Genomic DNA, 19958 nt, shown 5'->3' with positions numbered 1-19958 from the left:
GAAATTTGATACAGGGCCTTTCTTTCCGGTATGGCCTTCTCATTTCCCGCAGGGGGTGGTAGAATGGCCTTGGAAAACGTTTGATAAAGGGGGCGGGGGAGTGATACTATCGTTACCGTTGGCCGAGCTCTACTACGAGCGCAGCGGTGCGGGCCCGGCGGTGGTCCTGCTGCATGGCAACGGGGAGGACCACACCAAGCTGATCGCCAGGTCCATCCCGAAGGGGAGCCTTCGCATCCTACCGGGGGAGACGCACGGCAGTTATATCGTGCACAGCCGCAAGGCCTATGATTATCTCCGGCCCTTCTTTTCAAAATATATCGGACAGGAGCGATGAAAATGATCAAACGGGTCATTGGGCTTCTGGCGGCCCTTTGCCTCTTGGGCGGGTGCGCCCCGACGGAGTTTGACGCCTCCCGCTACGTGCAGGGGATCCTGGACTCGACCTATCTGGAACGGTACGACGACTACATCGAACTGACCGGCGTCACCGCCGAGCAGGCAAAGGACGAATTCCTCCAGGGGCTGGACGCTGAGGCGGACGTCTTTTTGCAGTATTATGGAATAGAGAGCGTTTCGCAGCCGGTGCGTGACGAGCTCATTTCAATGTACCGGGAGATCTATCAAAAATCGAAGTACACGGTGGGGGAGGCCCAGAAGACCGGCGAAGGGTACCGCGTCGAGGTGACGATCAGCCCGATCGACATCTTCTCGATCAGCGGCAGCGCGGTCGACGCAAAGATCAATGAGCTGGCCGCCCAAAGCGGCGGCCCGGAGCAAAACGACGACCTTGCAAACGGGATCATCGGGGCGGTGCGCGCATACATTCCGCAGATAGGCTACACCGAGGAACGCACGGTGAGCGTGCTGGTGTACCGGGACGAAGAGGGCCTCTACGGGCTGGGCGAGGACGACTTTTACAGCCTTGATCAGTGGATCATCGACTATTCGCTTTAAACGGGAAAAAGGGACGGGCGGCTTTCTGCCGTCCGTCCCCTTTATGTCATCCTGCCACCTCAATCCCTTTTCGGCCCTTTCGGCATGTTTTCCAGTGCAAAATCGATGCATTGGTTGATGAATGCGCTCCGGCTCATATCGTAGGTGGCGGCCAGGCGGTCAATTTTTTCCAGCTTTTCAAATTCAATGCGGAATGTAATGGGATCCTTTTTATACTGCTTGGGTATGAACTGCGCCATTTCATCTCACCTCTTGAATAATCGTATTACATAGTGTATTCTAAATATAGATGCGTTATACGAATACAAAAACGAATACAGTTAGAGGCGCTGCCCGGTATGGGGGCCGTCCCGCGCGGGCGGCGCCGTGGGCGGCTTCCTTCCACGGTTATTTGGCAAGGCGAGCAATTACTTGACAGAAGGAGATCAGAGATGGACGACAGCGTATACCCCGCGGCGGTGCTGCCCGCGCGGCAGAAAGCGCCGCTGGCGGAAGAAATCCCCTGCGGGATTTTTCGGATGGTGCTCGACGAGCGCATGAGCCTGCTTTACGGCAACGAATATTTTTACCGCTGCTTTGGATACTCCGCCGAAGCCGCCGCCAAAGAGGGCTTCGACAATTGCCGGTTTATCCTCGAAGGCGACGAATACAGCCGGGTATTGCAGGAGATGCGCGGCCATATCGCGCACGGGCAGTATCATTTCGAGCTGGAAAACCGCTGCGTCACCCGCTCCCGGGAACAAATCTGGGTGTTGGTGCGCGCCGTCTACGACCCCGAAGAGGGCACCATGCTCGGCGCGGTCTTCAACATCACCGACCGCAAGCGGGCCGAGGAGGCGCTGCGCATCAGCGAGGAGGAGAACCGCATTGCCATCGGGCAGTCGGGCAAGATCATCTGCCGCTATGACATCCGCTCCCGGACCCTGTCGCTTCCCGAGGGCGCGGCGCGCATGCTCGGCACCGGGCCGGTGGTGCCCGACGCCTTCAACCATTTCGCCGCCTGCGGCGCGGTGGCGCCCGAATGCGCGGCCGACTGCCGCCGCTTCGCCGACCAGATGCACGCCGGACAGGACAAGGGCAGCGGCACCTTCCGCATGTGGAACAGTGAAAAGGGCTGTTTTTGCTGGTACCATGTGGATTATACCCTGGTCTGTGACGACAAGGGGGAGCCGGCCAGCGCGATCCTTTCCTACTACGACTGCACCGACCTGCACGAGAAGGAGGTCGCCTACCGGCGCTGGCGGCAGACCTATGAGGAGAAGGTGAAGGATTGCATCTCCTATTATGAGTTCAACCTCACCGACGACATCTGCGGCCGGCTCGAGGGGCAGGTTGCCACCCAGATCCCGGAGGCGCTGCGCGCCTCGTTCTCCCAGATCACCGATTACGCGGCCGAGCACTTCGTACATCCCGAAGACCGCCGCAAGTATGAGCAGGCGCTGGACCGCAAGGCCCTGCTGCGCAAGCACAGGGAGGGCGTCCACGAGCTCTGCTGCGAGCACCGGCGTTACGACGAGCGGGGGCTGGTGCGTTGGGCCCTGCTCGAAATCCAGATGATCGACGACCCGTTTTCGGACGCGGTGCGCGCCTTTGTGCTGATCAAGAGCATAGACGAGGAGAAGCGGCGCCAGCTCCAGATGAAGCAGCTCAGCCAGAGCGACCCGCTGACCGGGATCTATAACCGCCGTGCGCTGATCAGCCACCTGTCCCCGCTGCTGCGCCGGGACGGGGAGGGGCAACACGCCTTTGTAATCCTGGACATCGACCATTTCAAGGAGCTCAACGACACGCAGGGCCATCAGGCGGGCGACCAGGCGCTCATCGAGGTGGCCAGGGGCCTGCAGGCCGGTCTGCATGGGGGCGACCTGTGCGGGCGGCTGGGCGGGGACGAGTTCCTCATCTTCCTGCGCGACGTGTTGAGCGACGAGGATGTGCATCTGCGGCTGGACGCGCTGCGCGTGAGCCTTATGCAGCCCAGCCGGCAGTACCGGCTCAGCGGCAGCTTCGGGGTGGCGCGCTTCCCACAGGATGGGCTCAATTTCCGCCTGCTCTACCAGAAGGCGGACCTGGCGCTCTACGAAGCCAAGCGCCGCGGCCGCGACCAGGTCGTGCAGTACCGGGAGATCGAGCGCTGAGCGGCACAATTGCGCCCTGTCCCGGCGCCGTCATTCTTTGCGGCCGTGCCGTTTCCCGAGCGCTGCCGCGCGGTCCGGCCGCGTGCTCCCTCGGCCGGGGGCCGGATTTCGCGGCCTTGCCTGTCTGCGTGACAGGCTGTTTTTGTTTCCCTCTATTTCGCTAAAGTTTCCTTTAGCGAAATAATCTGCAGGCAACCTCGGAGTGTTTCATTCCTTCCAAGCCTTGGATCTCCCCGCCGCCGGGCGTAAGCAAAGCAATAAAAAAATTCTGCATGAGCGCAACATTGCGCTCATGCAGAATTTATATGCCTATGCTTCCCCGTCCAGTTCCCGCACCGTGACCTTAGCAAGCAGCGCCGCAATCTGCGCCGGCCCGGCAAGGCCTTCGCCAAAGGCGGTCGCGCTGCCGGCGGCGACCCCCAGCGCCAGCGCATGGCGCATCCCCTGCGGCAGCCCCGCGAGGAAGCCCGCCACCATCGAATCACCGGCCCCGGTGGTCCCCCCTGCCTTCCCGGGCGGCGCAGCAGCGTAAAGGGGATTCCCTTGCCTCGGCAGCAGCAGTGCACCCTGCGCTCCCAATGAAACCAGCACATTCTGCGCGCCGCGCCGGTGCAGCTGGCGGGCATAGCCGAGCAGCTGCGGCAGGCCTTCCGGCGGCGCTCCAAAGATTTCACCCAGCTCGCAAAGGTTCGGCTTGATCAGCAGCGGGCGGTGCTCCAATGCCGGCAGGAGCAGGTCCCGGCCGGCATCCACCACCGCCGCGATCCCCCGCCCGGCAAGGCGGCGCAGGATTTCCCCGTAAACGTCCGGCGGCACGCCTCTCGGCGCACTGCCGCTGAGCACCAGGGCATCCCCCTCCCGCAGCAGGGAGCAGAGCTTTTGGTGCAGCCGCCCGAGGTCCCGCTCTCCCAGCACCGGGCCGGGGGCGCCCAGCTCGGTCTCCTCTGTCCCCAGGAGCTTGACGTTGATCCGGCTGTTCTGGCCATCCAGCCACAGAAAGTCGCTGTGGCAGCCCTCTGCCTGTAGCTGCGCGGCAATTTCTTTCCCGCAAAAGCCGCCCAGGAAGCCGAGCGCGCGGCTCTCGACCCCGAGACGCCGCAGCACCACCGAAACATTGATCCCCTTCCCTCCAAAGGTGAGCGCTGTGCCCGTGGCGCGGCAAAGCTCCCCCAGCCTCAGATGGCCGAAGTCCATCCGGTAGTCCAGCGACGGGTTGAGGGTGACGGTATAGATCATGGGAAATCCCCTTCCTTTCTTCCCCCCGATCATACCACCTTGTGCGAAGTGCCGCAACCGCTTGCAGATTTTCCCCTCACGCACTATAATAATCAGTAAGCCATACAAGTTTGTCCGCACCGATGCGGGCCCCATGCGGCAAGGCAAAGTGGCCTAAAGAAAGGAAGGATACGGTGTCTCCCTTTACACAGATGGTCTACGGCGCGGTGCGCCGCATCCCGGCAGGAAAGGTGGCTACCTACGGGCAGATCGCGCTGATGGCGGGCTCGCCGCGCGCGAGCCGGATCGTGGGTGCGCTGATGGCCGCCGTGCCCGAGCGGGAGGGCCTGCCCTGCCACCGGGTGGTCTACCGCGACGGATCGCTCTGCCCCGGCGACGCCTTCGGCTCCCCCGACCTGCAGCGCCAGGCGCTCGAGGGCGAGGGGGTCCGCTTTCTGCCGGACGGGCGGGTGGATCTCGCCCACAGCGGCTGGGACGGAAAATAAAAATGCCCATGTCCGTAGGGCGGGCAATTAGACGGCCAGCCTCGACAAAGAAAGGAACGGGGATATAAATGGAAAACTACAAAATCGGGTTTATCGGCTTTGGCAACATGGCGCAGGCGCTGGCCGACGGGCTGCTGCTGAAAAAGGCGGTCGCGCCGCAGGACCTTTACGCCTGCGCGAAGGATTATGAAAAGCTGCGTCAAAACTGCGCGCAGAGGGGGATCAACCCCTGCCGCGACGCGCAGGAGGTCGCACAGGAGACTGACATGGTGATTATCGCCGTCAAGCCCCATCTGGTGGCCGAGGTGCTCTCCCCGATCCGCGAGGTGCTGCACGAGCGCGCCGTCGTCTCGGTGGCGGCAGGCTACCCGTTCGAGCGGTATGAGGAGGTGCTGCTGCCCGGCACGCGGCATTTGAGCACCATCCCCAACACCCCGGTCTCGGTGGGCGAGGGGATCATCGTCTGCGAGCGCCGGCATTCGCTGAGCGGGGAGGATTACCGGCACTTCGAGCGGATATTCTCCCAGGTCGGCCTGGTGCAGCCGGTGGAGACTTCGCAGCTGGGCGTGGCCGGGACGGTCAGCGGCTGCGGCCCGGCCTTTGCCAGCATGTTCCTCGAGGCGCTGGCCGACGCGGGGGTCAAGCACGGCCTGCCGCGCGCTCTCTCCTACCGGCTCGCCAGCCAGATGATTGTGGGCACCGGCGCTTTACAGCTGCAAAGCGGCGCGCATCCCGGCGCGATGAAGGATGCCGTCTGCTCGCCGGGCGGTACCACCATCAAGGGGGTGGCGGCCCTGGAACGGGGCGGCCTGCGCGCCGCCGTGCTCGACGCGATCGACGCGATCGAAGGGAAATGACAAGGAAATGAGACACCAAAAAGGAGCGACACAGAACATGGACGACACAAAAAAATGGCGCTTTCTGGTGCCGGAAGGGTTGGCAGGGCAAAAGGCCGTCACCCTGAAGGAGCATACCGCTTTTTGGCCCGAAGCACATCAAGAGTGGCTCTATGGCTACGCCACCGCCGAGGACGGCGCCAAGGGGACGCTGTGGGGCAAAAAGATCGATTTCTACCTGGAGGTGCAGCCCTTTGAGGCGCCCATAGACCTGCTGGCCCAGCCCCACAAGCCGGAGCACAAACCGCGGAGTTCCCGGCATCTGCGGGACCCTGAGAAGCAGGCGTACATCGAGCGGGTGGAGGCAAAGCTGGCGGCGCTGCGGGCCACATTCCCTCCGCCGCCGGACCGGGCGCTGGAGGAACGGGGCATCGCGTTTTTTGGCAACGACAGGTTGATCCTTCCTATGGCTGAGGCGTTTCAGATTTGGATGGATGAAAGTTTGGAGCCAGCGGACAAGTGCCGGAAAGCAGCATCGATCCTGGGCGGCATGAAGGAGCTGTTTGCAAACGCAAAACTTCCCGAAGAGCTGCTGCGGCATGACACCAAGCTCTGCGAGGGGTTGTGCAAACTGCTGGGGGTGGCGCAGACGGTAGCGGAAACTGCAAAACAGCAGCAGATTGATATAGGCCCCGGCCTGGCGGAGATGATTCTCAGCTTAGACCGGCTCACCGACGAGATGGTCGAGGGAGGAAACCGCCTGTGGAACCTTCCCCGGAAAATGACGCCGGAGGAGTATGACGCCTACATCGATAAAACGATAGAGGCTGAATACTCCGGCAAACCTCTCCAGGAGCGGCTCAAGCTGATGGAGGAGCTGTGGGAGGACCCTCTGGTGGGTCCGGAGGAAAAAGTCGAGTATATGGAGATGGCCATTCAGGCCGTGCGGAAAGAGGGGCGGAAAAAAACCAGCATACCCTGTCCCCACAAGGAGGCTATACAGCAGCACCTAAATGCCCTGGCCAAGCGCCTGGATAGGCTGGAGTGGGAGGGTGAGGAAGCCTGGCAGCGCCGGGCGGCCCAGGAGCTGTACCCAACCTGCCAGGCCTGGCGGGAGGACTCGGAACCGGAGCTGCCTCCTCTGTCCCTGGAGGAGTTTGCCGCCGGGCTGCAGATCACCTCCCTCATCGTAAAGACCTCCCCGGACGAGGCGGGGGAGGCTCACTTCAGGCTGGAACTCGCCTTTACAGATGAGCACGACTCCTTTGCCGGCCACTGGATCACAGCGAATGTAGAAGACGATGCCCTGATATCCGTAGACCTGGAGGGGTGACCCGTTCCGGCGTGCAGCCGCTAAAGTTTTAGGTCCATACCGTTTTATAAACATAAACACCCCCGACCCGCGGCAGTCAGCCGCGGGCCGGGGATTTTCTGCTGCGCGGGCAGGGCCGCGGATCAGCGGTTTCGTTTTTTTAGGATGGCGGCCAGAATGAAAGCGAGCGCCGCCAAGGGCAGAAACTCGACCGCCCTCACCAGAACGAAAGCCGAAAACGGAGCGGAATACGCCAGCTCGTCATACTGCAAAAAATCCACCCCTGTCAAAATGACAAAGCCGGCCACCAGCAAAAAGCCGGCGATATACAAAAGTCTATGCCAATTCATTTTTTTCATCTGCCCCTCCCCTTTGCGCTTGCGCGGTTATCTTCCGTTGGCACTCGCTGCATTCCCGGTCGTGAAGGGAAATCACCCCGCCGCAGTCCGGGCAGGTATACTGTTCCTCCTGCCGCCGCAGGAAGACGGACAGCCCCTCTTCCTTGACAAGGCGTCCGTTTTCCATCAGGCTGGTACCGTACCGGGTCCGGTAGCTCTTCTCGAGGTTTTTGACCCGCTCGCAGGGATAGCCGCCACATGCAAAGCAGTAGGATATGCCCCGCTCCCGCGCGCACTCCTTAATTTTGCAGCTGCGGCAGTGGATGGGCTTCCCATCCTCCCCGCCCTGACAGCCCGCGCAGGGCCTGGGGTGACAGCAATGCCTGTAGCAAACCATACAGTTCATCCCACACGGGGCGAACATGGATGGTTCGATCCCTTTTTGCGGCATCTTCATCCTATCCCCTCCCCTTTGCCTTATTGTAAGCGCTGGCCCCGGCGCTGTCAACCGCGGCCAGACTATTTTGATACCCTGGTACGGAAAATGAGTCTTTTCTTTCTCCCGCCGGTGGTGTACAATAAAGTAGTCTTGGGATTTGACCCTGAGAACCCAACAGGAAATCATCAACAGGAGGCGTTTCGATTGACCGCAAGCGAAAAGCAAAAGCTGGGGGAGCAGCTCGACCGGTGGATCCCCACCATCCGGGAGGAATTCCTGCGCGACGTGAGCAAGCTGTGCAGGATCCGCAGCGTATCCGAGGCCAAGGACGAGTTCGTACCGGGTGACAAACCCTACGGCGAAGGGTGCTACCAGGTGCTGATGGAAGCTCTCAAAATGGCCGGGGAATACGGGTTTCGGACCAAAAACTATGAAAACTACGCGGGCAGCGCGACCTATGGCGAAAACCCGCAGGACGATGCGATCGCCATCGTGCCGCATATGGATATCGTGCCCGAAGGCGACGGGTGGACCTGCGAGCCGTTCGAGCCGCATATTTCCGAGGACGGAAAGTACATCTTCGGGCGGGGTACCGCCGACAACAAGGCCCCCGGCGTGATGGCCCTTTACGCCATGCGCTTTCTCAAAGAGCATGGGATCAAGCTCAAAAACAACGTGATGATCGTCTTCGGCATGAGCGAGGAGACCGGCTCGATCGACATGCCCGCCTTCCTCGCGCGGGAGAAGGCCCCCAAGTGGTGCCTGGTGCCCGACGCGAAGTACCCGGTCGGCTACGCCGAAAAGGGCATGGTGCGCAGCAAGTTCGCCTCCTACCCGGTCGGGGAGGAGCTCGTGGACATCTGGGGCGGCGACGTGGTCAACTCGGTCCCGGACAAGGCCTACGCCGTCCTCGGCGGGGTGTCCCTCGAGGAGGCAAAAGAGAAGCTCGGCGGCTTCGAGCGGATCAGCGTCGAGGCCGACGCGCGCGGGGTGCGTGTGAACGCCACCGGCACCTCCCACCACTGCGCCCGCCCGCACGGGGCGATCAACGCCAACGACGTGCTCGTCAAGGCGCTGCTGGGCTCCGGGCTCGTCGGCGGCAGGACCCGCGACGCGCTGGAGGTCATCTCGGTGCTCACCGGGGATTACGACGGGGTGCCGCTGGGAATCGAGGCCGAGGACGACGTGTCCGGCAAGCTGACCTTCGTGCTCTCGATGCTGCGCAAGGAGGGGGATCGGATCATCCTGCAGCCGGACATCCGCTACCCGGTCAAGATGGACCAGGAGTTCCTGATGAAGCAAATCCCGGTATACTTCGAGAAGGCGGGCTTCGAGATCGTAAAGCTGCACAACGATCCGGCGCTCTACATCCCGCTGGATAACCCGGTCATCCAGAAGCTGATCGAGGTCGCCCGCGAGCAGCTCGGCCAGCCGGATATCCCGCCGCTGGTGCTCGACGGCGGCACCTATGCGCGCAGCCTGCCCAATGCGGTGTCCTACGGCGCCACGGTGCCCGGGCGGGTGCGCCTGTTCGGCATGGAAAAGGGCGGCGCCCATCAGGCGGACGAGTATGGGGACATCGCCCATCTGCTGCTGAACATCAAGGTCTATATCAACGCCCTGCTCGAGATCGACCCGCTTGTTTAAACGCTTTTAAAGCTGTAAAGTATTCTTACTTTCCAGATACTCGCAAAGAATCGAGAGGCCCCCGGCAGACGCCGGGGGCCTCTGTTATAGCAGACGGCAATCCAAAATGGGATTCTCAAGGGTCCAAGGTGCCGATGGCGACATGTCCTTCTGGCGGGTGCGGACAGCGCCCGCGGCCTTTCCGGACTGCTGACACTTGCCTTGACGAAATCCCCCCTCGGATCAGGAAGGGGAACAAAAAGCTCCCAGTGGGAGGTTTTTGCGAGGGGAAACCCTATCAAGGGGTTTCCCCTCGGCGGCGAACGCCGCCAACCTCACAAGATACCAATGCCAATCAAAGGGGAGCCCCCGGCAAGTGTTGCCGGGGGCTCCCCTTTTTATCAGAATTGGAATGGGTGTCAAATCAGCCCTTGACGCTTCCGGCGGTAAGGCCGCGCACGAATTGCTTCTGGAAGCACAGGAACAGGATGATCATCACCGAAGCGGAGACGACCAGCGCGGCCATCAGTCTCGGGTAGTTGGTTCCGAACTGGCCTTTGAGGTTCATCAGCCCGATCGGGATGGTCTTGTACTTCTCGCTCTCGACAAAGACCAGGGCGAACATGAACTCGTTCCAGCTGGTCATGGCGGTCAGCAGGGCGGCCGAGGCGATGATCGGCTTACAGATCGGCATGACGATCCGGGAAAAGACCTTGAAGGTGGAACACCCGTCGATGTAAGCCGACTCCTCCACCGCCTTGGGCAGCGAGAGCATGTACGAGCGGATCAGGAAGGTCGTGAACGGGATACGGAATACCGTATAGGGGATGATCAGCGCCCAGTGGGTGTTGTAGACATGCAGCGACTGCTCGAGCTTGAAGAGCGAGACGAGCGTGACCTCGGGCGAGATCATCAGGCCGCCGAGGATAAAGAGGAAGGCGGCGTTCTTCAGTTTGAAATCAAACCGGGTGATGATATAGGAAGCCATCGACGAGAACAGCACCGAGAAGAGCACCGAGGCCAGCGTGATGAACACGCTGTTGAAGAAGTAGGCGGCGACGCCGTACTTGACCGCCTCATAGTAGTGGTGCCACTGCGGCTGGGCCGGCAGCCCCCACGGGGAGGTGAAAAACTCGGTATTGGTCTTGAGCGAGGAAATGATCATCCAGCTTAACGGGTAGATAATCGCAAACGCGTAGACGGCAAAGAGCAGGAAGATAAAGACTTTCCAAGCGTTGGAGCCGATTTTTTTCGCAAACATTCTCTTCACCCCTCCTTATTCTTCGCCGGTATGCGACAGCTTGAGCTGCAGCGCCGCACAGATGAATGTCAGGACGAAAATCATGATGGCGTAGGCGCAGGCCACGCCCATTTCATCGTTCTTGAAGGCCGCGCGGTACATGGCGGTGGCCAGCACCTCGCTCGAACGTCCGGGTCCGCCGGCGGTCATGACGTACACCTCGGTGAACACCTTGACCGAGCCGAGGATGGTGACGACGGTGGTAACCAGGATGGATTCCTTCATCAGCGGAAGGGTTATGTAGCGGAAGACCTGCGGGCGGGTCGCGCCGTCGATGGTGGCGGCCTCGAAGAGCTCGCCGTCGATCTTCTGGATGCCGACCAGGTCGAGCATCATGCAATAGCCGATGTACTGCCACTGGGAGACGATAATGCAGCACCAGATCGACAGGTTGCTGTCACCCAGCCATTGGGCGTTAAAGTCCTTGAAGCCGAGCGCCTGGATCGCCTGGTTGATCATGCCGATGTTGGGGTCGTACATGAACTGCCAGAGCATGGCGATAACGGTCATCGCGATCAGGGACGGGATAAAGAGCACGGTCCGAAAGAACGGCTGGGTACCCCGCATGAATTTTTCCTCCAGGCAGGCGGCGAAGACGAGCCCCAACCCGGCCTGGAAGATGGTGGAAACCACTGCGTAGAAGAAGTTGTTTCTCAGAATGGTAAAGAACGTAGCGGTGTCGGAGACGATAAGATGATAGTTATAAAACCCGACCCACTGTTTTTCCGGAGAGAACGAGGCCCACTTAAACAGACTGAAAACGATCGACTGTACCAGCGGGTAATAGACGAAAAGGGCCATCAACGCAATTGCCGGAAACAGGTAGAGGATGATGATCCTTTTATCCCGGTAAACTTTCATAAGCAGATTCCTCCGATTCTCGATAGCGAAAGAAGGGAGCGGGGAGTCTTCCCCGCTCCCTCTCTCCTATCGGTGTCAATCCATTACGGGAACAAATGCAGAATTATTGCGCTTCCTCGGTCTTAACGATCTGGGCAGCCTCCTGCACCTTCTCCATAACCTGCTCGGGGGTCAGGGTGCCGTTGAGCATCTCCTGCATGGCGGGCAGATACGCATCGGAAACCTTGGTGTGAACGTCGGTGTCCAGCCAGTTGGCCAGGCCCTTGGCATTCTCAATGTAGTTCATCGCTTCCAGCAGGGAAGGAATGGTGTTCTGCTCGTTGTGCACGCCGATAATCGGGGACGGGTAGTAGAGCTCCTCAACCATCTTGGACTGCCACTCGTTGGAGGTGAAGAGCTTGAGCAGCTCCATGCCAGCCTCGGGGTGAGCAGACTTGGTGGAGATCATGAAGCCGTCCGGAGCGCCGACGATGTAACCCTTGTCGCCGTTGCCCTCAACGTCGGGCATCGGGAAGACGCCGATCTCGAGGCCCTGGTCGACCAGGCCGCCGAACTCGCCGGTCTCGCAGTAGAACATCGCAGCCTTGCCGGCCTTGAAGTTCTCGGAGGCGACGTCGTGGATCATGGAGTTCACGCCGTTGTTGAAGTAACCCTTGTCGTTGAATTCCTTGAGGTAATTGAGCGCGGTGATGTAACCGGGATCGGTGAACTCGCCGGTCTCATAGTTGTAGTCGGTCATGCGCACGTCGCTCGGTACGCAGGCCACGTTGAAGCCGGTGATGTAGTGGCAGGCCGGCCAGGGCTGCAGGTTACCGAACGCGATCGGGGTGACGCCGGCGCCCTTGAGCTTCTCGCAGGTGGCCATCAGCTCATCCCAGGTCTTCGGGGCTTCGGTGATGCCGTTGTCCGCGAAGATCTGCTTGTTGTAGACGAACAGCTTGCCGATAAGGCGGAACGGGATACCGTAGACCTTGCCGTCCATGGTGTAGCTGTTGAGGGTGGAGGGCATGATCGAATCTTTCCACTCGGGATCGTTGTTTAAGTACTCGGTCATATCCCAGGCGTTGCCCGCACGGGCGAACTTGTAGCAGAACTCACCGCACCAGGAGAAGTAAACGTCCGGCTGGGAGTCGGCGCCCATCATGACGCGCAGCTTGGATTTGGCTTCTTCATCGGAAACGCACTCGATGGTGACCTTAACGTTCGGATTCGCTTCCTCGTATGCTGCGACGGCAGCCTCGAAGTAGTCGCGGCCCTTGCCGATCTCAGGCCACTTGTGGAACAGCTTGAGCTCGAAGGACTCGCCGGAATCGCCGCTCGCAGGGGGCGCCGCCTCGGAGGACGCCGGGGTGGCCTCGCCGCCGGAGCTCTCGGAGGGAGCTGCCTCGCCGCCGCCGCTACCGCCGCAGCCGGCGAAGATTCCCGCACTCATGCAAGTTGCCAGGACGATTGCCAGGATTTTTTTGAGACTCTTCATTTGCCTACCTCCAGTTTTCTTTGTTGACGGATTTATAACTACCGGCGTACCAGCCGCCGGGTCGTCCACATCTTCTTTTCTCAACCCCAGTGGCGGGGCTGGCGGCGTTCCACCGCCATTTTCCAAATTTGGTGCATTTGCACAATCTGCGCCCTGCCTCCAGAGCGGTGCGCCGCACCCTGTTTTCAGAAATCTGGAATTATGAATAAATGGCGGAATTTAAAAACGCGCTGTGAACAATTCATAAATTTTATTTGCGGTATGACGCTATTATAACATATCCATTTCAATTTGCAACCCATTCGTCCAAAAAGAGTAGAAAAAATTTTTGTTAATTAGGCAACATTAACAAACCACTCCCTTCATTTTCCAGCCGCCAATTCCCGCTGGACCGCATTAGAATCCCTTTAAATGAGTAAAGGGACGGGCCCGATTTTTCGCGGGCCCGTCCCCTGGTTTTACAAAATATTTGGTCAATTTACTCAAAAGGGTACCGCACGCCCCAAGCGTCCCGCAGCCGGTCGCAGAGCTCCAGGATCCGCAGCGTTTCGGCGTGGGGCATTTCGGGGCACTCTCCCCTGCCCTCCCGGACCGCCTTGGCCGCCGCGGCCACCTCGTACTGGTAACCGCTGTGGCAGGGCGGCGCCTCGTGGCGGGCGACAAGGCGGCGCTCCCCGTCATAAACCTCCAGTGGGGCGCAGGTTTCCACGTCCCCCACCCGGATATACCCTTCGCTGCCGCAGATCACCCCGCCCCGGTCGGACAGGGCGGTCATGTTGGCGTGCAGCACCGCCATCCGGCCGCCTCTGAAGGTCAGGGTTATACTCTCGCAGGCATCCACCCCGGTCCCGTAAAGCTGGCAGCTCGACTCGACCTTTTCGATCTCCTCCCCCAGCGCGATGGCGGCGAAGTTGAGCACATAGACCCCGATGTCCAGCAGCGCGCCCCCGGCGAGCGCCGGCTCGCGCAGGCGGGGGATATCGCTGATGGCATAGCCGATGCTCGCGCTCAGCGAGCGCACCTGCCCGATCGCGCCATCGTGAAGGAGCTGCTGCAGCTTCGCCTTCATCGGCAGGAAGCGGGTCCACATCGCCTCGCCCAGAAAGAGGCCGCGCGCTTCGGCCAGCGCGAAGAGCTCCCGCGCCTGGGATGCGTTGGCGGTGAAGGCCTTCTCGCAGAGCACATGCCTCCCCGCCTCCAGCGCCAGCTTGGCGTGCTGGTAGTGGTGGGAATGCGGGGTGGCGATGTAGATCAGCTCCACCTCCTTATCCTCCACCAGCTCCCCGTATGAGCCGTAGGCGCGCGGGATCCCGTACTCCTTTGCGAAGCCCTCGGCGCGCAGGAGCTCCCGCGCGCCCACCGCCAGCACCTCGCAGTCCTCCATCCCGGCCACCGTCTTTGCCATCTCGTGCGCGATCTCCCCCGCGCCCAGTATCCCAATTTTCATGCTGTCCTCCTCCCTGCCGCCCCGTCGGGCGGCCCGCATGGTCTTTTACATATTATAACACGCCAGGCTGAAACCGGCCATTGCCTTCTGGAAAATATCTCCTCCTTTCTATAATGTATATATTTTTTATCCTGTAAAGCCATTTCCCTTGTCGCGCCGCGGTTTCATTCCTGTCCACCGTCCGGCTAGACCACCTGGTCCTGCTCATCCTATCCTATGGGGCCGGAAATAGCCTTTTCGGTATTTTTGTGGTCTAGACCAGTATGGGATATTTTGTACATATTATAAAAATTATACGAATTATATTTAGATAATATATCCAATTACAGAGTCGAATCTTTGGGGATTCCGGAAATTGAAACCGGCGGGGCGGGCGGCTATAATGGAGGCACCACGGAAAGGAGGGACGTATGAAGAACGAGTCGGAAGAATACCTCGACCGGGTGCAGGAGCTGATCGGACGGCTGCGCCGGGAGGCGCTGCCCGACATCGACGAAGCGGCAAACCGGGTTTGCACCACCCTGCGCTGCGGCGGCCGGGTCTATTTCTTCGGCTGTACCCACGCGGGGATCCTCACCCAGGAGGCCTACTACCGAACCGGGGGCCTCGCCGTTTTCAACCCGATCTTTGCGCCGGGGCTCACGGTGGACAGCACCCCCATCACCATCACCTCCGAGCTGGAGCGCACCGGCGGCTACGGGCCGATCATCGCGCGCCAGGCCGGGCTGCGGGAGGGGGATTTGCTCTTTATCCACTCGGTGTCGGGGCGCAACCATGTCCCGGTGGAGCTCGCCCTCGCGGCCAGGGAGCTGGGGGTATCGGTCATCGGGATCACCAGCCTGCAGTACTCTAAGGAATCGGCCTCGCGGCACCCCTCGGGCAAACGGCTCTTCGAGGTGTGCGATCTGGTGATCGACGATCTGTGCCCCTTCGGGGACGCGCTGCTGAGCCTCCCCCATTCCGGCGTCGGGGTCGCGCCCGGATCCACCGTGCTGGGCGCCGCCATTGTCAACGCCATCGCGGCTAGGGTGGCCGCAGCCTATGACAAGGAGGGCCTGCTGCCCCCCGTCTACTCCAGCGCCAATGTGGACCGCGGCGGCGAGTACAACCGCAAGGTCTACGAGACCTACCGCGACCAGATTTGCTACGAAATGGTGTGAGCCCCTGCCGGCGGCTTTTTTCTTAGACCAACTGGTCTAGACAATTAATACTGCTGGTATGGACAATAGTCACACCGAAACCAACCCGCCGCAGGCGGAAAACACTGGAAGAAGAGAGAATATTTGACAACCATGGGAATCTGCTATAAGGTAAATCTAAAAACAAGTGGTACGGACATCCATACCGGATGGACCAGACAGAACAGGAGCGATCATGGTGGCAGTTGACAAGGAGAGCCGGATTCCCATCTATCTGCAGCTCAAGGAGCTGATCAAGGAACGGATTTTGCAGGGCGAATACCGCCCCGGGCAGCTGATCCCCTCCGAACGGGAGCTGTGCATGCAGTACGGCATCAGCCGGATGACCGCGCGGCAGGCGATCGGCGAGCTGCAAAACGAGGGGTACCTCTACAAGCTCCAGGGCAAGGGGACCTTCGTCTCCTCGGGCAAGATCGAGCAGAATCTCGCGGCGCTGACCTCCTTCTCGGAGGACATGAAGCGCACCGGCCGCGCGCCGGGGTCGAAGATCCTGGCGATCGAAAACCTGCGCGCGGACAGCCAGACGGCGGGCAAGCTCTCCCTTTCGATCGGCGCGCCGGTGCTGCGGCTGTGCCGCCTGCGCTACGCCGACGCCAAGCCGATCGCCTTCGAGGACAGCTGCCTGGACGGCGCGCGGATCAAGCGGATCGACACCGGGGGGAGCGACAACTTCTCCCTCTATCGTTACCTGCGCGACGAGCTGCACATCGAGCTGTGCCGGGCGATCGAGACCATCGAGACCACCCTGCTCTGCGGGCGGCACGCCCAGCTGCTGCAGGTGCCCGAAAACGCCCAGGGGCTGCTGATGGAACGGGTCACCTATGACCGGCAGGGCGTGCCGGTGGAGTATGTGCGCTCGTTCTACCGCGGGGACACCTACAAATTCGTTATCGAGCTCAAGAGTCTCTAGGCCATTCTCTCTTTTCGGTGCTTCCCTCTGCCGCAAGGACAGAAATGGAGGTTAGAACCGTGAAAAAACTGATCTGCACATTGCTGGCCGTCAGCCTCGCCACCGCACTGTTCGGCGGCTGCGCCGGCACATCCCAAAGCGCCGGGAGCGAGGCTCCCCCCTCCGGGAGCGCACCCGCCCCGGACGCCGGCGAAGCCGGTTCCGAAAATTCCGCGCCCGGTAGCAAGACCATCAAATTCCTCACCGTCGGCGACCCCTACGTCGGGGCGATGAAGGCGGTGCTGCCCGAGTTCGAGGAGCAGACCGGGATCAAGGTGGTCGTCGATTCGGTGCCCTATCTCGACCTGCACGGCAAGGCGATCCTGGAGCTGGCCGGCGACACCGGCTCCTACGACATGGTGTCGATCGACATCCCCTGGACCGGCGAGTTCGCCGAAGGAGGACACCTCTACGACCTGACCAACCTGGTGGAGCGGGATAAGGAGGAGCTGCAGGTCGACGACTTCCTCCCCGGCGCCTGGGAGGGGCTCGCCACCTGGGACGGGCGGGTGATCGCCCTGCCGCTGGCCCCCTATTATATGTACATCCACTACCGCACCGACGTGTTCGCACAGAAGGGCCTCGCCGTCCCCGAAACCAAGGACGAGTTCGTAAACGCCATCCAGAGCCTCTACGACCCGCAGAATAATTTCTACGGCCTGGCCATCGCCCTCAAGCGCGGGGCCTCGGTGGTGCACGACTGGTGCGCCTATTACAACGGCTTCGGCGGAAAGATGTTCCGCGACATGCCGAACGACTACACCACCGACATCGACGGCGAGATCGGGGTGCTGACCACCCAAATGCTTAAAGACCTGGTCCCCTACCTGCCGGACGGCGTGCTGCAGTATGAAAACGCCGACCGCTGGAACGCCTTCATGCACGGGAACGCCGGGATGACCGCCGTCTTCAACGCCAATTCCCCGCAGTTCGAGACCGCCGAGGACACCACCGTCGCGGGCAAGGTGGGCTATACCACCCTCCCCCGCCTCGACGCGGATTCGCAGCCCAGCCTGCCCTTCGCCGGCTTCTCGATCGCCATCAACAAGGACTCCAGGAACGTCGAGGAGAGCTGGACCTTCATGAAGTGGATGACCAGCCCCGAGACGGACAAGAAATGGGTGGACGTCCCCGGCACCCCGGGCGTGCCGATGCGCATTTCGACCGTGACCGACCCGGAGCTGGTCGAGAAGTATCCCTACTTCAAGATCATCTACGACGCCGAGACGCAGGGCCTCGCCGACGGGGTGGACTACCGCTCCCGGCTGCCCGAGTGGACCCAGATCGAGGAGATTTTGGGGCTGGAGCTCAATCTCGCCGTTTCGGGCGAGAAGGAGGTCGAGGCCGCGCTCGGCGACGCGGCAAGCAAGATCAACGAACTGATGAAACAAAACGGCTACCCCGTCGCGGGCTAGAACCCGGGGCCGCGCGCCCTCCCGGCGCGCGGCCCTTGGCAGAAAGGAATGGTCGTACCGATGAAACGTGCCGGAAAGCGGGGCTCGCTGATGGCGGCGGAAAACCGGGTGTGGAAGCTGATGATCGCCCCGTCGCTGCTCCTGCTGATTCTAATGTCAATCTATCCGATGGTCTTCAACGTCTATAACAGCTTCTTCGACTGGAATTTTGCAAGCTCGCAGCCCCGCCGGTTCGTAGGCCTCGAAAACTTCCAGGGCGTGCTCACCGACCAGAACTTCCTGCGGGCCATGCTCAACACCCTGCTGCTGGTGGCTTCGGCGGTCACCCTGGAATTCCTGCTGGGCTTTCTGATCGCCCTGCTCTTTCACCAGAGCGTGGCGGGCACCAGGCTCTTCCGCTCGCTGATGATCGCCCCGACCATGATCACCCCGATCGTGGCGTCGCTGATGTGGCTGCTGATGTACAACTCGGACTACGGGGTGGTGCGCTACCTGCTGCAGTGTATCGGGATCCAAAGTCCCCCCGCCCTCCTGGCGAGCAAGACCCTGGCCATGCCGGCGGTGATCCTGGTGGATGTCTGGCAGTGGACGCCGTTCGTCATGCTGATCCTCCTGGCGGGGCTGACGAGCATGCCGCGCGACGTGATCGAGGCCGCGCAGGTGGATGGGGCCAACTCCCGCCAGCGCTTCTTTTCGATCGTCCTGCCCTCCCTAAGGCCGGTGGTCGCTGTGGCGCTGCTCATGCGGGTGATGGACACCTTCAAATTCTTCGAGGTGGTCTACATGCTGACAAAAGGGGGCCCGGGCAACGTGACTGAAACGGTGAGCTACTTCGCCTATAAGGAGGGGTTCTCCTTCTTCGAGGTGGGCCGCTCGAGCGCCAGCTGCCTGGTGATCCTGTTCGTGGTGCTCACCGTCTGCCAGCTGCTCAACCACCTGATCGCCGACGAGTGGGAAGTGTGATATTGGAAGGATTCATCCCTCCAATATCACACCCTGGTTTTTGCGCCCTGGCGGCCTCCGGCAAAGCTAGGAGCGGCCCCAATTCCCGAGAAAGGATTCAAAAACATGGTTAAAAAACGCCTGCTGCATGCCCTGGTCTTCCTGAGCCTGCTGCTGATCCTCTGCGCCTTCCTCTTCCCGGTATACTGGATGTTCGCCACCTCTCTCAAGGGCAAGGCAGAGATATTCGCGTATCCCCCCAGCCTCGTCCCCCAGAGCGCCAGCCTGCAAAATTATGGGGCGGTGATCCTGGGCGCGAGCAACGACTCGGTGGTCCTGGGGGAGGGCGGATATTTCAAATACCTGCGCAACAGCCTGATCGCCGCGGGGAGCGCGTGCCTCATCTGCATCGTCGCCGGCTCCTTCGGGGCCTATGGCCTGGTGCGGCTGCGCATGAGCCAAAAGCGCAAGCGCGACCTTTCCTTCTGGATCATCAGCACACGGATGATGCCCCCATCGCGGCGGCCATCCCGTTTTATCTGATGTTCCGGCAGCTGCGGCTGCTCGACAACCTCCTCTCGCTGATCATCTCCTATATCGCCATGAATCTGCCCTTCGTGATCTGGACGCTGCAGGGCTTCTTCCGCGAGGTGCCCCCCGAGCTGCACGAGGCGGCCAAGCTCGACGGCTGCGGGCCCTTCTCCTCCTTTTTGCGGGTGGTCTTCCCCCTCTCGCTGCCCGGGCTCTTCACCGCGATGATCTTCACCTTCATCTTCTCCTGGAACGAGTTCCTCTTCGCGTTGATCCTCACGGGGGAGAATACCAAGACCATGCCGGTCGCCGCGGCCAGCATGTGGAGCGCGGTCGCCTCCCGCTGGGGGGAGATCGCCACGGTGGGGATCACCACCATCCTGCCCGTCTTCCTGCTTTCGCTGTGCGTGCAGAAATACTTCATCAAGGGGATGACCTTCGGGGCTATCAAGTAAAGACCTCTACCTTCACAA

Annotated in this window: 21 protein-coding genes; 13 read left to right on the top strand and 8 right to left on the bottom strand. The window is 61.0% G+C overall.

Annotated features, from left to right (window positions below):
• The first annotated feature begins 100 nt into the window (after positions 1–100).
• Both EDD78_RS12655 and EDD78_RS12650 read left to right on the top strand, forming a co-directional pair.
• The gene (locus EDD78_RS12655) at positions 101–337 is read left to right on the top strand and encodes a hypothetical protein (RefSeq protein WP_132085183.1); all 237 of its coding nucleotides are present in this window, start codon (positions 101–103) and stop codon (positions 335–337) included.
• Between the two features lie 2 nt (positions 338–339).
• A complete protein-coding gene (locus EDD78_RS12650; protein WP_079697892.1) occupies positions 340–957 on the top strand; it encodes a hypothetical protein in 618 nt (205 codons plus the stop codon).
• 59 nt (positions 958–1016) lie between these two features.
• Here the strand turns inward: EDD78_RS12650 and EDD78_RS12645 are convergent, their stop codons facing one another.
• Complete coding sequence (locus EDD78_RS12645; RefSeq protein ID WP_079697893.1) at positions 1017–1196, bottom strand: hypothetical protein; 180 nt, start codon at positions 1194–1196, stop codon at positions 1017–1019.
• 192 nt (positions 1197–1388) lie between these two features.
• On the opposite strand from EDD78_RS12645, the gene EDD78_RS12640 reads away from it, so the two are divergent.
• The gene (locus tag EDD78_RS12640; protein ID WP_165873228.1) at positions 1389–3092 is read left to right on the top strand and encodes a sensor domain-containing diguanylate cyclase; all 1704 of its coding nucleotides are present in this window, start codon (positions 1389–1391) and stop codon (positions 3090–3092) included.
• 309 nt (positions 3093–3401) lie between these two features.
• Here the strand turns inward: EDD78_RS12640 and EDD78_RS12635 are convergent, their stop codons facing one another.
• A complete protein-coding gene (locus tag EDD78_RS12635; RefSeq protein WP_117508179.1) occupies positions 3402–4328 on the bottom strand; it encodes a 1-phosphofructokinase family hexose kinase in 927 nt (308 codons plus the stop codon).
• A 173-nt stretch (positions 4329–4501) separates the two neighbouring features.
• On the opposite strand from EDD78_RS12635, the gene EDD78_RS12630 reads away from it, so the two are divergent.
• The 3 genes from EDD78_RS12630 (at position 4502) to EDD78_RS12620 (ending at position 6982) form a co-directional block, all read left to right on the top strand.
• The gene (locus EDD78_RS12630; protein WP_341455965.1) at positions 4502–4813 is read left to right on the top strand and encodes an MGMT family protein; all 312 of its coding nucleotides are present in this window, start codon (positions 4502–4504) and stop codon (positions 4811–4813) included.
• Between the two features lie 68 nt (positions 4814–4881).
• Entirely contained in the window at positions 4882–5670 is a 789-nt protein-coding gene (gene proC, locus EDD78_RS12625) for a pyrroline-5-carboxylate reductase (RefSeq protein ID WP_079697896.1), read from the top strand.
• A 37-nt stretch (positions 5671–5707) separates the two neighbouring features.
• Positions 5708–6982 (top strand): DUF2262 domain-containing protein, encoded by a 1275-nt coding sequence (locus EDD78_RS12620; RefSeq protein ID WP_132085182.1) that lies wholly within the window; start codon positions 5708–5710, stop codon positions 6980–6982.
• Between the two features lie 122 nt (positions 6983–7104).
• On the opposite strand, the gene EDD78_RS12615 is transcribed toward EDD78_RS12620, so the two are convergent.
• On the bottom strand, positions 7105–7320 hold the full coding sequence (locus EDD78_RS12615) for a hypothetical protein (RefSeq protein ID WP_132085181.1): 216 nt from the start codon (positions 7318–7320) through the stop codon (positions 7105–7107).
• The gene (locus tag EDD78_RS12610) at positions 7298–7756 is read right to left on the bottom strand and encodes a DUF3795 domain-containing protein (protein WP_132085180.1); all 459 of its coding nucleotides are present in this window, start codon (positions 7754–7756) and stop codon (positions 7298–7300) included. The genes EDD78_RS12615 and EDD78_RS12610 overlap by 23 nt, the downstream gene beginning before the upstream one ends.
• A 186-nt stretch (positions 7757–7942) precedes the next feature.
• On the opposite strand from EDD78_RS12610, the gene EDD78_RS12605 reads away from it, so the two are divergent.
• Positions 7943–9385, top strand: coding sequence for a Sapep family Mn(2+)-dependent dipeptidase (locus EDD78_RS12605; protein ID WP_165873227.1), 1443 nt, complete (start codon positions 7943–7945; stop codon positions 9383–9385).
• 403 nt (positions 9386–9788) lie between these two features.
• Here the strand turns inward: EDD78_RS12605 and EDD78_RS12600 are convergent, their stop codons facing one another.
• The 4 genes from EDD78_RS12600 to EDD78_RS12585 all read right to left on the bottom strand — a co-directional run bounded on the left by EDD78_RS12600 (position 9789) and on the right by EDD78_RS12585 (position 14449).
• Complete coding sequence (locus EDD78_RS12600) at positions 9789–10625, bottom strand: carbohydrate ABC transporter permease (protein WP_079697900.1); 837 nt, start codon at positions 10623–10625, stop codon at positions 9789–9791.
• Positions 10626–10640: 15 nt separating this feature from the next.
• Complete coding sequence (locus EDD78_RS12595; RefSeq protein ID WP_079697901.1) at positions 10641–11525, bottom strand: carbohydrate ABC transporter permease; 885 nt, start codon at positions 11523–11525, stop codon at positions 10641–10643.
• A 103-nt stretch (positions 11526–11628) separates the two neighbouring features.
• Complete coding sequence (locus tag EDD78_RS12590) at positions 11629–13002, bottom strand: ABC transporter substrate-binding protein (protein WP_079697902.1); 1374 nt, start codon at positions 13000–13002, stop codon at positions 11629–11631.
• 478 nt (positions 13003–13480) lie between these two features.
• Positions 13481–14449, bottom strand: a complete 969-nt coding sequence (locus EDD78_RS12585) for a Gfo/Idh/MocA family protein (protein ID WP_132085178.1) — start codon at positions 14447–14449, stop codon at positions 13481–13483.
• Positions 14450–14859: 410 nt separating this feature from the next.
• Between EDD78_RS12585 and EDD78_RS12580 the strand changes: the two genes are divergently transcribed.
• The 6 genes from EDD78_RS12580 to EDD78_RS12555 all read left to right on the top strand — a co-directional run bounded on the left by EDD78_RS12580 (position 14860) and on the right by EDD78_RS12555 (position 19940).
• A complete protein-coding gene (locus EDD78_RS12580; protein ID WP_132085177.1) occupies positions 14860–15609 on the top strand; it encodes a sugar isomerase domain-containing protein in 750 nt (249 codons plus the stop codon).
• Positions 15610–15826: 217 nt separating this feature from the next.
• Positions 15827–16558 (top strand): GntR family transcriptional regulator, encoded by a 732-nt coding sequence (locus EDD78_RS12575; RefSeq protein WP_159448877.1) that lies wholly within the window; start codon positions 15827–15829, stop codon positions 16556–16558.
• 59 nt (positions 16559–16617) lie between these two features.
• Positions 16618–18012, top strand: a complete 1395-nt coding sequence (locus EDD78_RS12570) for an ABC transporter substrate-binding protein (RefSeq protein ID WP_132085176.1) — start codon at positions 16618–16620, stop codon at positions 18010–18012.
• A gap of 60 nt (positions 18013–18072) precedes the next feature.
• Positions 18073–18975 (top strand): carbohydrate ABC transporter permease, encoded by a 903-nt coding sequence (locus EDD78_RS12565; protein WP_159448879.1) that lies wholly within the window; start codon positions 18073–18075, stop codon positions 18973–18975.
• Between the two features lie 105 nt (positions 18976–19080).
• Positions 19081–19497 (top strand): ABC transporter permease family protein, encoded by a 417-nt coding sequence (locus EDD78_RS12560; protein ID WP_132085175.1) that lies wholly within the window; start codon positions 19081–19083, stop codon positions 19495–19497.
• Positions 19497–19940 (top strand): carbohydrate ABC transporter permease, encoded by a 444-nt coding sequence (locus EDD78_RS12555; RefSeq protein ID WP_132085174.1) that lies wholly within the window; start codon positions 19497–19499, stop codon positions 19938–19940. The genes EDD78_RS12560 and EDD78_RS12555 overlap by 1 nt, the downstream gene beginning before the upstream one ends.
• Positions 19941–19958 lie beyond the last annotated feature (18 nt).

The sequence above is a fragment of the Harryflintia acetispora genome, assembly GCA_004340125.1.
In the GTDB taxonomy this organism is placed as follows: domain Bacteria; phylum Bacillota; class Clostridia; order Oscillospirales; family Ruminococcaceae; genus Harryflintia; species Harryflintia acetispora.
The sequence above is the reverse complement of the archived record's forward strand: the minus strand, read 5'-3'. Positions and strand labels throughout refer to the sequence as shown.

Excerpts from the sequence above, each read along its gene's own strand:
- proC (WP_079697896.1), top strand. The coding sequence starts at position 4,882 with ATGGAAAACTACAAAATCGGGTTTATCGGCTTTGGCAACATGGCGCAG.
- EDD78_RS12600 (WP_079697900.1), bottom strand. The coding sequence starts at position 10,625 with ATGTTTGCGAAAAAAATCGGCTCCAACGCTTGGAAAGTCTTTATCTTC.
- EDD78_RS12640 (WP_165873228.1), top strand. The coding sequence starts at position 1,389 with ATGGACGACAGCGTATACCCCGCGGCGGTGCTGCCCGCGCGGCAGAAA.
- EDD78_RS12585 (WP_132085178.1), bottom strand. The coding sequence starts at position 14,449 with ATGAAAATTGGGATACTGGGCGCGGGGGAGATCGCGCACGAGATGGCA.
- EDD78_RS12620 (WP_132085182.1), top strand. The coding sequence starts at position 5,708 with ATGGACGACACAAAAAAATGGCGCTTTCTGGTGCCGGAAGGGTTGGCA.
- EDD78_RS12560 (WP_132085175.1), top strand. The coding sequence starts at position 19,081 with ATGGTTAAAAAACGCCTGCTGCATGCCCTGGTCTTCCTGAGCCTGCTG.
- EDD78_RS12615 (WP_132085181.1), bottom strand. The coding sequence starts at position 7,320 with ATGAAAAAAATGAATTGGCATAGACTTTTGTATATCGCCGGCTTTTTG.
- EDD78_RS12565 (WP_159448879.1), top strand. The coding sequence starts at position 18,073 with ATGAAACGTGCCGGAAAGCGGGGCTCGCTGATGGCGGCGGAAAACCGG.
- EDD78_RS12595 (WP_079697901.1), bottom strand. The coding sequence starts at position 11,525 with ATGAAAGTTTACCGGGATAAAAGGATCATCATCCTCTACCTGTTTCCG.
- EDD78_RS12610 (WP_132085180.1), bottom strand. The coding sequence starts at position 7,756 with ATGAAGATGCCGCAAAAAGGGATCGAACCATCCATGTTCGCCCCGTGT.
- EDD78_RS12635 (WP_117508179.1), bottom strand. The coding sequence starts at position 4,328 with ATGATCTATACCGTCACCCTCAACCCGTCGCTGGACTACCGGATGGAC.
- EDD78_RS12580 (WP_132085177.1), top strand. The coding sequence starts at position 14,860 with ATGAAGAACGAGTCGGAAGAATACCTCGACCGGGTGCAGGAGCTGATC.
- EDD78_RS12650 (WP_079697892.1), top strand. The coding sequence starts at position 340 with ATGATCAAACGGGTCATTGGGCTTCTGGCGGCCCTTTGCCTCTTGGGC.
- EDD78_RS12555 (WP_132085174.1), top strand. The coding sequence starts at position 19,497 with ATGTTCCGGCAGCTGCGGCTGCTCGACAACCTCCTCTCGCTGATCATC.
- EDD78_RS12645 (WP_079697893.1), bottom strand. The coding sequence starts at position 1,196 with ATGGCGCAGTTCATACCCAAGCAGTATAAAAAGGATCCCATTACATTC.
- EDD78_RS12590 (WP_079697902.1), bottom strand. The coding sequence starts at position 13,002 with ATGAAGAGTCTCAAAAAAATCCTGGCAATCGTCCTGGCAACTTGCATG.